Genomic DNA, 13,431 nt, shown 5'->3' with positions numbered 1-13,431 from the left:
TTATAAACCCGATAAACTTCTGAGTATATAGCCTGCCATAAAACCTCCAAATAGATTGGGGAGATAGGAAATCGTGCCTACGGTGGAGCGTTTCCCTTTGTCTGTCGAAGAGCCTATTATAGCCTCTTCTAAAGCAATCTCGGACGAAAAGACTACGGGAATACCTTTCCTAATACCTCTTGCACGGAGATTTTTGCGTACAGCCTTGGCTAAAGAGCAAGTATGCGTCTGACCGATATCGGCAATTCGTAGGGCTGTTGGGTCTATTTTTGCCCCTGCTCCCATGGACGAAATCAGAGGGATACCATGTTCATAGCAGTAGGCTATTAGCTCCGTCTTGGGTGCTAAGGTGTCAATAGCGTCTGCCACGAAAGAATAAGTTGTTGTGCTAAAGAGTGGAGCAATATCTTGCACCTCTAAATAGGTAGTGCGTAGCGTCAAGTTGAGTTCGGGATTGATTCGGAGAAGTTCTTGTCCTAAGGCCTCAGTCTTGTACATCCCCACAGTGTCCTGATAGGAGACCATCTGCCGGTTCAGATTACTTGTAGCAACTTTGTCTCCGTCTACTATGGTCAGCGCTCCGATACCTGCTCGCACTAACATATGTGCTACGGCTCCTCCTACTCCGCCTGCACCCACTAAAAGTATGTGTGCCTGTTGGAAATGCTCTATACCCCTATCGCCTACCAGTAGACGTGTACGGCTCTGCATCTCCTCGAAAGGATAGGAGGGAGTAGGGACTTTTGAGGTCATCGGATATTCTTTCTATCAAGTTCTTTTTGGTAGAGGCGAGCATTCTTTAAGTGCTCTTCGAAGGTAGAGGCAAAGGCATGAAATCCTGAGAAATCAGCCTTAGCACACATAAATATATAGTTATGCTTGGTATAGTTGAGTACACTCTCTATGGTACTCTCACGTGGATAACAGATGGGGCCGGGAGGAAGTCCCTCTACTCTGTATGTATTGTAGGGAGAATCGAAGCGGATGTGCGTTTTTCCAATACGTTTTACAGTGAAGTTTCCCACGGCATAACGTGCTGTAGGGTCAGCTTGTAACTTTATGCCCTTGCGCAAACGGTTAATATAAAGTCCTGCAATGATGGGGTGCTCCTCTTCTTTGTTCGACTCTTCTTGTACAATAGAGGCTATGGTAATAATTTCAACAGGAGTGAATCCCTCTTGTTGGGCTTTCTTCTTACGTTCGGGTGTCCAAAAAGCATCGTATCTTTTCTTGAAATAGGCAATAAGAGAGTCGGCAGAGGTATTCCAGTAGAGAGCCCTCTCTTTATCTATTGTAGAGGAGGAGATACTGGGAGTGAAGATCGCACGTATAGTTATTGTGTCAAACCCCATAGTGGCACAGAAAGTAGGATCCTCGAGTCGTTCGGAAAGTTCGGTGGGGGTTATCTGAAGGTTTTCGGTGAGAGCTAAGATAAGTTCTTGTTGTGTGCGAGCATTCTTGAGTTGTACACGCACAGGTGTTTGCTCTCCATACTTTATCTCACTGATGATTTGGAGCATATTCTGTGATGGAGAGAGCTTATACTTCCCAGGTCTGATACCCTCTTCTATGTGAGAAAGTCGAGCAACGTGTCTAAATATGCGAGGATTTCTAATGACTACCCCCTTTTCTACCTGCTCAAAAATACGTTCTAAAGAGGTCGTATCTGTAATGTAGATATAGGCATCTTTTGAGGCAATTCCTGCAGGACGGAGCAACAGGTAAAGGGCACTGCCTGCACCACATAGTAGTAAAAGTAACAAGAGTAGCAAGAATCTTTTCAAAGAGCCTTTTTGCTTCTTCTTTTTTCTCTTCTTGTTCGAGAAGTTCCACTGAGGTGTGTAGTAGTTGCTACGTTTCTTTTTCATCTCTCTTCAGTAACCTTTATTTACGTTGTTGGATGGGTTTGTCTCCCTTTTTCACAGACCAGCCGAAATATCCTATAAACTCTCCTAAACCAAAGTACTCCCCATGGGCGTAGGAGAGTAGACCAGCACGGGACAAATCGAGCTTCCCCGTTTCGGGATTGAGGTAACTATCTTCGACCACTACATTGACAATCTCTGCCAAAAACATATCATGACTTCCCAAAGATTGTATAGAGCGTACTCGGCACTCTAAACTGATGGGGCTCTCTGCTATGAGAGGAGCTTGAATTATTTTGGCTGGTATAGGGGTTAGTCCAGACCCTTTCCACTTATCCTCTCTCTTACCACTTACCACTCCCACCCAATCTGTTGCTTTGGCCATATCTATGGTGGTTAAGTTAAGAGCAAACTCCATACTCTCTTTTATGATACCATGCGAGTGTCGCTCTGGGCGAATGCTTACGTAACACATAGCAGGTTCACTACATACGATGCCTGTCCATGATGCGGTGAAGAGATTGCTATGCCCCTTGCCATCTGCACAAGTTACGATAAGTGCAGGTAGCGGGCTAATCATAGTACCTGGTTTCCAGTGCTGTTTCATAGTAATTCTATCTGTTCGCTTTTAATCTTTCGCCCACAGTAGGAGCATACTATGGTACTCTCCTCGTTATGACTTGAGCTCCTAAACCTTGTCGCCATAGGCTCATGGTTAGTAATACACTTGGGGTTGGTGCAGCGCACTATCCCCACAATTTCTTCTGGTAGCTGCACACACCTCTTTTCTACTACTTTGTAGTTGCGTATAATATTAAGGTGTACATTGGGGGCTACCAAAGCTATTCGGTTGAGGATGTCATCAGAAACAAACTGGTCTGAAATTTTGATAATCCCTTTGCGCCCGAGCAATTTGCTATGAAAGTTGTTCCCAATTGTAATGGGTTGAGAAGCCTCTTCTAAGTGCAGAAGAGAGGCTACTTTGAATAGCTTGGACGAGGGGATATGGTCGATAACAGTGCCGTTGCATATCGTTGCCACGGGCATAGTTCGAAGTTTTGCTTTGTAGGGTTTTCTTTCATAGGGGTAAGCGTTTTAGGCTGTTACATCTATGTTTAATACCTCGCACAAGATAGATTGGCGCACGAAGAGCCCATTTAATGCCTGCTGGAAGTAGTAAGCTGAGGGGTGATGGTCTACCTCTTGGGCTATTTCGTGCACTCGAGGTAGTGGGTGTAGTATGCGCAGGTTATCTTTAGCCTTGCGAAGCATCGGATTGTCAAGTATATAGATATTTTTTACTCTTTCGTACTCTTCGATGTCGGAGAAACGCTCCCTCTGTACTCGTGTCATATAGAGTATGTCTGCTTGGGCAACTACTTCGGGAGTAAACTCTGTAACCTCTTCGAAAGGTATGTTGTGGTGTGTGCAGTAGGAACGATACTCTTCGGGTAAGGCGAGTTCGGGAGGGGCAACAAAAATGAAATGGGGCGAGAAGGGACTCATGCCCTCTATAAGAGAGTGAATGGTGCGCCCATACTTTAGGTCGCCTACCATTACGATGGTCTTTTTCTCAAGACTGCCTTGCGTTTGTCGTATAGAGTAGAGGTCTAAAAGGGTTTGTGTAGGGTGCTGATTGGAGCCATCGCCTGCATTGATAATAGGCTTGTCGGTAACTTCGGTAGCATATTGGGCTGCTCCTTCCAAGAAATGGCGCATCACGATAGCATCTGCATAGTTCGATACGATGCGTATGGTATCTTTGAGCGTCTCTCCTTTAGTGGAGCTGGAAGTGGCAGCATCGGAAAAACCGATAACCTTGCCCCCAAGACGACATACAGCAGTCTCAAAGCTGAGGCGAGTACGGGTCGAAGGCTCAAAAAAGAGCGTTGCAATTACATTTTTTTCTAAGAAATTTCGGTTGGGATTGCGTTCGAAAAAAGTGGCTCTGTCAAGGATACGGAGTATATCCTCAGGAGTACACTGACTGATGGATACTAAATTTCTCATCTTTATTTAGAAGACTTTTAGTTTGGGAGTGCATTGTAAAAAAGCCGAGACCCATGAGGCCGTGCAAGTACATCCTTGTAGCTTTATCATAAAAGTACACTGCACTCCACGACAAAGATAATGAGAATAGGTTAATATACATAAAGGATATTGCGGGCGATAGAGGCGTTGGCAAGAGAAGCTTTTCACACTCTCTTTAGGTTACTACTATGTGTATGATTGAAAGGGATAATGGTTACACAGAAAAGTATCTGTGTAAACTGCCGAAACCTACGAACCTTTTGAGAGAAACCTTTAACCCTTTTCAAGTTCCACTGTAATAACACTATTAGGGTAGTGTTACAGGTATCTGATTGGAGACCCTTGTTCACTACCGTATTCATCCTATTATTGTCGATGTTCAGACTCTGTTACATATATGAGAGTATACTCTTCTCCTTTATTATTAGCATCTTACATTTTTAGTTTTCTATAAAGTCTTGCAAGATGTTTATCACAGAGAACTTTTTCTTTCTCGTGAGATAGCTTCTGATAAGTGTTATTGAAAAATCACTATTTTAAGGTATTGTTTCAATTTGTGAATGTAACGAACTTTGCATCCCAAAGGAAGTAACCTTTTCCCAATCTAATGCAGGCAGTAAAGGATTATACACGTCAGCTATTGTTAGAAACCGCTCGTGGAGCCTTTTTCAAAAAAGGTTATAAGGCTGTTTCTATGCGTGAAATCTCCCAAATATCGGGTGTCGGATTGAGTAATATATATAACTATTACGACAATAAAGATAGCTTACTCGCAGAGGTGCTTTCTCCCCTTCTTGAGGCAATGGATAGAATGCTGTACAGACATATTGACTCTGAGTACCTAACGATGGATGTTTTTACCTCGGAGGAGATTTATGGGAAATGGTTGAAAGATAGTTTAGAGATTGTTGCTTTTTACCGGCAGGAACTAAAGCTACTACTATCTGCCTCGCAAAGTCCTAAATTTTCGGGATTTATGGATGAATGGATCGACAAAGGCACAGCTACAGGCATAGAGTATATGAAGCAGATGAAGGAGCATTATCCTGAACTTAACATTAATATCTCCCCTTTCTTTATCCATTTTGCTTCGTCTATTTGGGTCAATATGGTAAAGGAAATCATACAATATGAGGAGCTTTCGATGCAAGAGATGGAGTGTTTTGTAGGCGAGTATATACGTTTTAGTACAGGAGGATGGGAGAAATTGATGCGACGAGATAAAGTTTCGACCCCTTTCTCAAAAACGCTTCTTTTGAAAAGAGATTGATAAAATGAGGTTTAGTACAAGATATAGCTTCGTAAGCCAGTACAGTTAGTAGACAGAGCGGGCCATCCGAATAGGGTGGCTCGCTTCTTTTTAAGAACAAAACTGCATTTTGTTCTCTTTTGCCTCGAAGCTCTTATCGCGGTGTATAGATTAGAATAAAAACTTAAGTGTAAATATAAGATGAAAATAGAACGAATTAACCAATGGTTCCTCCGTTGTGGAACCTCTATTATTCGCCACCGATGGTGGGTTTTGCTTGCCTTTATACTTGTTTTAGCCGTAGGTTTGGCTGGACTCAAGCGCATGAACATCAGTACTTCATGGAATGATTACTTCCTTGAGGATGACCCCATGTTGTTGCAGACAGAACAGTTCAAAGAGATTTTTGGGAATGATAACTATGCTGCAGTGCTCACAACTTGCGATAACATATTTACTCAGCCCAATTTGGAACTACTTCGTAGGCTCTCTAATGAAATGCTTGACAGCATGGCGTATGCAGAAAAAATCACATCGCTTACCGATATTGAGTTTATGGTTGGTAATGAAGAGGGCATTGTTATAGAGCAAATTGTACCTGAAGATATACCCGATGAAAGAGAGGCTTTAGAGGAGATTAAGCGGAAGGCTTTCACGAAGCCCTACATAGCCAATCGTTTGGTCTCAAAAGATAGTAGACAAACATGGATCTTATTGAAACTTAGACCCTTTCCCGAAGATTCTATTTGGAAAGCTCAGGGAAGCATTTCGCCTGCTATGAGTACAGGAGCAGAGTTAGAACGTATCATTACCAAACCAGAGTACGCTACTCTTCATCCTAAGGGTTCGGGTATGCCTTATCTTACAGACCGAAAAATGGAGTTTGTAAACAAAGAAATGCCTCGCGTGATGGGTATTGCTATGCTGCTGGCAATATTAGTGCTGGCCTTTGCTACGCAGACTTTCCGAGGAGTCATTGTGCCTTTGATTACTGCGGCAAGTTCTATTGTCATGGCTTACGGCTGTGTAGGCTACTTAGGTATGACTATTGACAGTGCTATGATGCTTATTCCTATGTTGCTCGCCTTTGCCATAGCGGTGGCTTACAATATACATATACACTCTTATTTCAAACGGCAGATGCTCATCCATGGTAATCGAAAGCAGGCTGCAATAGAGGCTATTGGAGAGATGGGTTGGCCAGTCCTTTTTAGTGCTTTGACCACTTTTGCCGCATTGCTTTCCTTTTTAGCCATACCTATGGTACCGATGCATTTCGTAGGGGTAACCACTTCGACGAGTGTGATGCTTACATTCTTAATTGCCATCACAGTGATGCCTATTATGTTGAGCTTCGGTAAAGACAAAGAGCCTCACCCCGAGAGCAAAGCTAAAGAAGGTCTTTGGATGGATCGTGTGTTGGAACGCTGGGGTACATCGGTCCTTAAATGGAGGCGGATTGTATGGATAGTTTTTTTGACTATAACTGCCTTTCTTCTTTTTCAGTTTACAAAGATTGAAACGGCCTTCGATGTGGAGCGTACTATGGGACGGGCAGTACCGTATGTAGATGACATTCTCAAGGTCGCAGAGAGTGAATTGGGGTCTATGTATTCGTACGATGTCTTGATAGATTTGCAGGAAGAAGGGGCTGCCAAGTATCCCCACAACTTGAGGGCACTCGACTCATTGACTCGAGCAGTAGAGGCTTACCCACTAACCAAGCGTACTACGAGCATATTGAATACGCTTAAAGATTTAAATCGCACCCTGCATTCGGACGATGAGGCATATTACAAAGTCCCTGAGAGTGCCGAAGAAGTGGCACAACAGATGCTACTCTATGAGGGAGCTGGAGGTAGCGAATCTGAGTATTGGATAGATTATGATTACCGTCGCCTACGATTGAAAGTCGATTTAAGTGGCTATAACTCGGGCGAAGCGGAAAAGGAAATGCAAGACGTCAGTACACTGGCACATCAACTATTTCCCAAGGCAAAAATCTCTCCTGTAGGATCTTTGCCCCAGTTTACAACGATGATGCAATATTTAGTTAGAGGTCAGATAGCTTCATTCTTTATAGCTCTATTTGTGATAGGGATACTTATGATGCTTGTTTTTGGAAGTGTAAAGATTGGGCTTGTAGGGCTTATTCCCAATATTATGCCTGCCATTGTAGTGGGTGGGCTTATGGGGTGGATGAATTATCCGCTGGATATGATGACGGCAACTATTATGCCCATGGCACTGGGATTGGCTGTAGACGATACGATACACTTTATCAACCATGGGCATTTAGAGTTTGATAGACAGCGTAACTATAAGGGGGCTATCTTGCGTACTTTCCGTATTGTAGGTACTCCTATTGTACTTACAAGTATTATCATCTCTTCCAATTTTGCTGCTTACACGATATCAGCCTCGGTCTCTTTCATTCATATGGGGATTTTGTCCGTAGCAGCTATGTTATCTGCACTGTTGGCAGACTTGACCATTACACCACTTCTCTTCCGAAAGTTTCAAATCTTTGGAAAAGAAGAACTTCGTAAGGAATAACTTCGTTTGATGCTATCTATATGTACATAGCTTGATCAACTTTATAGTATCTATTTCATAATTGAGAAAATCGTATGTCAGAAAAGAAAAAATCTGTTCTAAGACGCCTACTTCCTTATGCAGGAAAGAAGAGCTATTTGCTGTATTTAGCGATGCTCTTTTCTGCATCATCGGGTATTATGCTCCTTATGCCTATGGTTTATATTCATAAGATTATAAGCCCGATTATCCTGATTGGTAGCTGGGGTGTAGATCATATCCGTCAGAATGTTATTGCTGCTGTTCTTTTTGCTGTAGCAGGTCTGTTACTATACTTCTTAGCTCTTATCGTATCCCATATTTTTGCTTTCGAGGTAGAGCAAAACATTGTCAAAATAAGCGTCAAAGAGATGATGCGAAAGCCTCTGGGCTTTTTCCTTAATCGTGATAGTGGATATCTTCGGAAAACGATTATAGATGGGGCTGCCGAAACACATACTATGTTGGCACATCAACTGCCTGACTTGGCGATGACTATAATTACTCCGTTCGTATTGCTCTCTTTTCTCTTTCTTTTTGATTGGAAACTCGGTTTAATAAGTATAATCCCTTTTTTCATTGGCATGGTACTTATGGGATTTATGACTACGAAACAAAACAAGAAAGTACGTGACGAATACTACGAAGGCTTGGCTCATCTATCTGCCCAAACAGTAGAATATGTGAGAGGAATACCCGTAGTTAAAACTTTTGCTCAAAGTGTTGAAAGTTTTGAACACCTATACGCCCTCATTATTGACATGAAGAATTTGGTCGTGAAGTGGAGTATGAGTTTTAGGAACAAAATGTCGCTCTACGAAGCTGTGGTAAGCTCTACGGCTTTTTTCTTAGTACCCCTTGGTATTCTCCTTATAATGAAAGGGGGAGATGTGCGAGAAGTTATAGGCAATAGTGTTATCTATCTTTTGATAGGACCTTTGTTTGGAGTCTTTGTGATGCGTAGTGCCGCCCTTCAAAATTTTACTTATTTCGCAGAGTTGGCTTTGAATAAAATAGAGGATGCTCTTCGGGGAGAAGAACTATCATACGGGGTGAAAACAACAGTCAAAGGAGGATTGGAGTTTCGCAATGTCTCTTTTTCCTATGCAGAGGAGCGTGTAGTAGACAATGTTTCTTTTACCATAAATAGGGGAGAAACAGTAGCATTAGTTGGTTCCTCTGGAGGGGGAAAGACAACTATTGCCCGTCTTGCTTCCCGTTTTTACGATGCCGATGAAGGTGAGGTACTCGTAGGAGGGGTTAATATTAAGGCGTATGAGAAAGATGCCCTAATGAGGAAAGTAGCCTTTGTATTCCAAAACTCGAAACTTTTTAATATGACTCTGCGCGACAACCTACTGTTGGGAAAACCAGATGCTTCCGATGAGGATATTCAGAGAGTATTGGTGCAGTCTGGGGCAAAAGAAATTGTGGACAATCTTGAACAGGGGCTTGACACATTTTATGGCAGTAAAGGCACTTATTTTTCAGGAGGGGAAGCGCAGAGATTTTCCATTGCGAGAGCCTTGCTTAAAGATGCAGAGCTGGTTATACTCGATGAAGCTACCGCCTTTGCTGATCCAGAAAACGAACATATTATCCAAGCCTCTTTTAAGGAACTTGCTAAGAATAAAACCACTTTAATGATTGCTCATAGGCTTTCTACTGTGGTGAATGCCGACAAGATAATTGTTGTCGAAAGAGGACAGATAGCCGAAAGTGGCACACACCAAGAACTCTTAGCTCAGAATGGGCTTTATAAAAAACTGTGGGATGAATATCAAAGAGCTGCTAATTGGAAGATAGGAGGAGATAAACATGAATAAGTATTTGAAAAAGAAGTACGCTATGTCGGAAAGAGGGGTCAGAAATTTACAAAAGTCTATTCTCTCACATACGGTTGTCAACTTGACCAAATTGTTCCCTCCGATTATTGGTTTTACCTTTCTCTTCCAATATCTGGGAGGATTTGGAGAGGAGAGTCGCTTGGCACACCTTAGCCTTGTGGACTATATAGTTGTTATTCTGGTCATGTTTCTTGTAATGTTTATAGTGGCAAGATGGGATTATATCCGCCTTTACGACAATGTGTACAACGAAAGTGCCAATCTCAGAATAGATATAGCCAATCGCTTAAAGAGCCTCCCTCTCTCTTACTTTGGAAAAAGAGATATAGCAGACCTCGCCACTACTATGATGGGAGACCTCTCTCTATATGAGCAGATATTCTCACATGCTGTACCTCATCTCTACGCTACTATTATATCTACTACGCTTATCTCCGTGATGATACTCTCTTATAACTGGAAACTGGGGCTTGCAGCTCTATGGGTAATCCCCATAGCTTTACTCATAGCTTTCCTTGCCAAGAAGAGAGAGCGCAAAGAGGTTAATCATTGGGTGCAAAGCAACCGAGAGGTTGTCAAAGATTTACAGGAGAAAATAGATCAAATACAAGAGATAAAATCCTACAACTTAGAAGAAAAAGCATTGGACGGTTTTTACGAGAAGCTGGACGCTTGCACTCGTGTCAAGGTAAAAGCTGAGTTTGTTTCGAGCGTTACTCTTTCTTTTTCGGCTATACTGATGAAGTTGGGCATCGTTACCGTTGCTATTTTGGGGGCTTATATGCTTATGGCGGGTGAGATAGATGTTTTGGTTTATATAGCTTACTTAATGCTTACGATGAGTATCTATCTTCCTATTGAGGGACTTATCTCTTTTATGACGATGATTGTGATGCTCGATGGAGTTGTGGCTCGCATTAAGGAGATAAAGACGATGCCCATTCAAACGGGTAAAAAGGAAATGCGGGTTGATAATTATAACATAGAGTTCAAGGACGTAGAGTTTGGCTACGAAGAGTATTCGGTAATCAAAGGAGTTAGTTTCACGGCTCGTCAGGGTGCTGTAACAGCTCTTATCGGCCCTTCGGGTAGTGGAAAAACGACGCTTGCCAAACTTGCTGCCCGTTTTTGGGATATTCAAATGGGTCAAATTCTATTGGGAGGGCAAGATATTGCCCAAGTAGATCCCGAAGCGCTTCTGCAATACTATTCGATAGTTTTTCAAGATGTAGTACTCTTTAACGCAAGTATCAAGGATAATATACGCATAGGGAAAAAGGGGGCGACCGATGAAGAGATACTTCGAGCCGCTCGAATTGCTCGATGTGATGAGTTTATTGATAGGATGCCAGAGGGTATAGAAACTATGATTGGAGAGAATGGAGAGCGACTCTCTGGAGGCGAGCGTCAGCGACTTTCGATAGCAAGAGCCATTCTTAAAGATGCTCCTATCATCTTGTTAGATGAAGCTACTGCCTCTCTCGATGTAGAGAATGAGAGCCTCATACAGGATGCTCTTTCGGAACTTCTCAAAGAGAAAACGGTCATTGTAATAGCCCATAGAATGAGAACCATTAGAAGTGCCGACCAAATAGTACTCTTAGAAGAAGGTAAAATAAAAGCAATGGGCACCGATGAGGAGCTAATGCAGCAATCGCCCACTTATGTGAAAATGATAGAGAGTCAAGTACAATAAATAGGAAAGGAGATTATACAATGAAAAAGATAGTTGAAATCATTTTGATAGCATCGCTCGTTGCTATAACGGGTTGGGCACAGACAGGTAGAGAGATAGCCCAGAAGGTAAAAGATCGTCCCGACGGAGATACCCGACAGTCGGAGTTGGTTATGCAACTTATCAACAAGCGTGGTAGCGTGCGAGAGCGCAAACTCACTTCGTACTCCATCGACACGGGAAAGGATAAAAAGGATCGAAAGAGCATCATGTTTTTCCAATTCCCCAGCGACGTAAAGGGTACAGGTTTTCTCACTTGGGACTATGAAGACCCGAAGAAGGATGATGATAAATGGCTCTATCTCCCCGCTATGAAGAAGACAAGGCGTATTAGTGGAAGCTCTGCCAAAACGGAGTATTTCATGGGGAGCGACTTTACGTACGACGATATGGGGCAGCGTAATGTGGATGAAGATGTGCATACCCTCTTAGGAGAGGAAGAGTATCAAGGGCATAGATGCTGGAAACTGGAGTCGATACCAGTGGATAAACGGTCGATTTACTCAAAGAAAATAGCTTGGATACGCAAAGACTGTTTGATACCCGTAAAGGTCGAATATTACGATAAGATGGGTAAGCTACATCGCTTGCTTGAACTCTCTCTCATCTCCAACGTAGAGGGTTACTGGGTGGCGCAGAAGCTACACATGAAGAATGTACAGTCGGGGCATCAGACTATTTTGGAGATAAAGAATCCGAAGTACAACCTTCCGCTGGAAGAGTCTAAGTTTAATGTAACTACATTAGAGAAGGGACGGCTTTGATGAAAAGGATATTCAGCTTAATAGGTAGAGGGGGCTTTTTGCTTTTCCTTGCCGTATGGACGCAAAACCTTTACAGTCAAGAGGAGGTGAACTCCTCTTGGCAGGTAAAAGGCTTTGTAGATACCTATCATGCGGTGCAGGTGCAAAGCCCTCATCAGTTGCTCACTTCTCGCACACGAGTACGGGCAGAGGTGGAGAAAATGTTTGGCGCTTCGACCCTTTTCGCCTCTTTTAATGCTACTCACAATGCCCTCTTAAAAGAGCGTTCGGGGGTTGAATTGCGCGAAGCTTACTTAGACCACAGGGCAGACCATTGGGGCTTTCGTTTAGGGCGACAACTGGTTATTTGGGGTATGGCAGATGGGTTGCGCATCACGGATTTAGTTTCTCCGATGGATATGACCGAGTTTTTGGCACAAGATTACGATGATATCCGTATGTCGGTCGATGCTCTTCGCTTTTTTGCTTTCAACGATAAGATGAAACTTGAGTTGCTCCTCGTCCCCACGTTCCAAGGGTATGTATTGCCTACCGATGCCAATAATCCGTGGTCTATCTTGCCCAAGGAGTCTAAGTACTCTCTTATTTGGAGCGATAGCCGAAGTATGCCCAAATTTCAACTGAAGAACATGGAGTATGGCGGGCGACTTAGCTTTACATTACCGGGGGTCGATTTTTCCCTATCAGGCTATATACTTGGAATAAGATGCCCACACTACACTATATCCCCTCGCCCAAAGGGTTGGTAATAACCCCGCACTACTATCGTATGGGTTTTGTCGGGGGCGATGTTTCTAAACCCATTGGCGCTTTCGTACTGAGGGGGGAGGTAGCTCTTAATCTGGATAAGTATTTTAGCTATGCCCCTGAGCACTATCTTCTTGAGCAGAGAGGATTTAATACGATAAATTGGTTGTTGGGAGTAGATTGGTATGCTCCGAAAGATTGGCTCGTGATGGCACAGTTTTCCAGCGAGACTATTTTTAATTATCAGCCTCAAATAGCTCAACCCCGACATACAGCTCTTGCCACACTCTACATCTCTAAGAAACTTTTTGAGCAGAGTTTACAGCTCTCCAACTTTACCTACTATGACTTCCATTATAAGGGATGGTTCAGTCGCTTTACGGCTGATTATGCTCTTAATGACCAGATACGACTCTCTATGGGATTTGATTGGTTGGGCGGCAAGGAGGGTTTGTTCAGTCAATACAAAGGGAATACGGGAGTGTGGATGAAAGCCAAGTATAGTTTCTAAGTTGTGGTTGTCAGTTGCCCCCTGACCAATAATAAAATAATAGAAGAGTGTCCGTTGCAAAAGCCCCGATAAAAAGCTAATTTCGTCGGGGCTACACTCTTGATATTT

Annotated in this window: 10 protein-coding genes and 1 pseudogene; 6 read left to right on the top strand and 5 right to left on the bottom strand. The window is 43.0% G+C overall.

What is annotated here, in order from left to right; all coding sequences use genetic code 11:
- From JCM15907_RS07145 to pyrB, 5 genes are read right to left on the bottom strand one after another with little or no spacing between them, the layout of a single operon-like run.
- Positions 1-753: a tRNA threonylcarbamoyladenosine dehydratase gene (locus JCM15907_RS07145; RefSeq protein WP_025843281.1), complete on the bottom strand. Its 753-nt coding sequence runs from the start codon at positions 751-753 to the stop codon at positions 1-3.
- A complete protein-coding gene (gene mltG / locus JCM15907_RS07140) occupies positions 750-1,868 on the bottom strand; it encodes an endolytic transglycosylase MltG (protein ID WP_025843280.1) in 1,119 nt (372 codons plus the stop codon). The genes JCM15907_RS07145 and mltG overlap by 4 nt, the downstream gene beginning before the upstream one ends.
- A 16-nt stretch (positions 1,869-1,884) precedes the next feature.
- A complete protein-coding gene (locus JCM15907_RS07135) occupies positions 1,885-2,472 on the bottom strand; it encodes a flavin reductase family protein (RefSeq protein ID WP_025843279.1) in 588 nt (195 codons plus the stop codon).
- A complete protein-coding gene (pyrI, locus tag JCM15907_RS07130; RefSeq protein ID WP_025843278.1) occupies positions 2,469-2,912 on the bottom strand; it encodes an aspartate carbamoyltransferase regulatory subunit in 444 nt (147 codons plus the stop codon). The genes JCM15907_RS07135 and pyrI overlap by 4 nt, the downstream gene beginning before the upstream one ends.
- A gap of 48 nt (positions 2,913-2,960) precedes the next feature.
- On the bottom strand, positions 2,961-3,881 hold the full coding sequence (pyrB, locus tag JCM15907_RS07125; RefSeq protein ID WP_025843277.1) for an aspartate carbamoyltransferase: 921 nt from the start codon (positions 3,879-3,881) through the stop codon (positions 2,961-2,963).
- Between the two features lie 622 nt (positions 3,882-4,503).
- Between pyrB and JCM15907_RS07120 the strand changes: the two genes are divergently transcribed.
- The 6 genes and pseudogenes from JCM15907_RS07120 to JCM15907_RS13860 all read left to right on the top strand — a co-directional run bounded on the left by JCM15907_RS07120 (position 4,504) and on the right by JCM15907_RS13860 (position 13,323).
- Positions 4,504-5,166 (top strand): TetR/AcrR family transcriptional regulator, encoded by a 663-nt coding sequence (locus JCM15907_RS07120; RefSeq protein ID WP_025843276.1) that lies wholly within the window; start codon positions 4,504-4,506, stop codon positions 5,164-5,166.
- A 180-nt stretch (positions 5,167-5,346) separates the two neighbouring features.
- Complete coding sequence (locus JCM15907_RS07115) at positions 5,347-7,701, top strand: efflux RND transporter permease subunit (protein WP_025843275.1); 2,355 nt, start codon at positions 5,347-5,349, stop codon at positions 7,699-7,701.
- Between the two features lie 74 nt (positions 7,702-7,775).
- On the top strand, positions 7,776-9,545 hold the full coding sequence (locus JCM15907_RS07110) for an ABC transporter ATP-binding protein (protein ID WP_025843274.1): 1,770 nt from the start codon (positions 7,776-7,778) through the stop codon (positions 9,543-9,545).
- 4 nt (positions 9,546-9,549) lie between these two features.
- The gene (locus JCM15907_RS07105; protein ID WP_242396856.1) at positions 9,550-11,262 is read left to right on the top strand and encodes an ABC transporter ATP-binding protein; all 1,713 of its coding nucleotides are present in this window, start codon (positions 9,550-9,552) and stop codon (positions 11,260-11,262) included.
- A gap of 20 nt (positions 11,263-11,282) precedes the next feature.
- A complete protein-coding gene (locus JCM15907_RS07100) occupies positions 11,283-12,065 on the top strand; it encodes an outer membrane lipoprotein-sorting protein (protein WP_025843272.1) in 783 nt (260 codons plus the stop codon).
- Positions 12,065-13,323 (top strand): annotated as a pseudogene (locus tag JCM15907_RS13860) (DUF1302 family protein). The gene JCM15907_RS07100 and the pseudogene JCM15907_RS13860 overlap by 1 nt, the downstream one beginning before the upstream one ends.
- The last annotated feature ends 108 nt before the right edge of the window (positions 13,324-13,431 follow it).

Origin of the sequence: Porphyromonas gingivicanis JCM 15907, assembly GCF_000614585.1 — a bacterium.
In the GTDB taxonomy this organism is placed as follows: domain Bacteria; phylum Bacteroidota; class Bacteroidia; order Bacteroidales; family Porphyromonadaceae; genus Porphyromonas; species Porphyromonas gingivicanis.
Note: the sequence above shows the minus strand (reverse complement) of the source record. Positions and strands in the feature narration are given on the sequence as shown.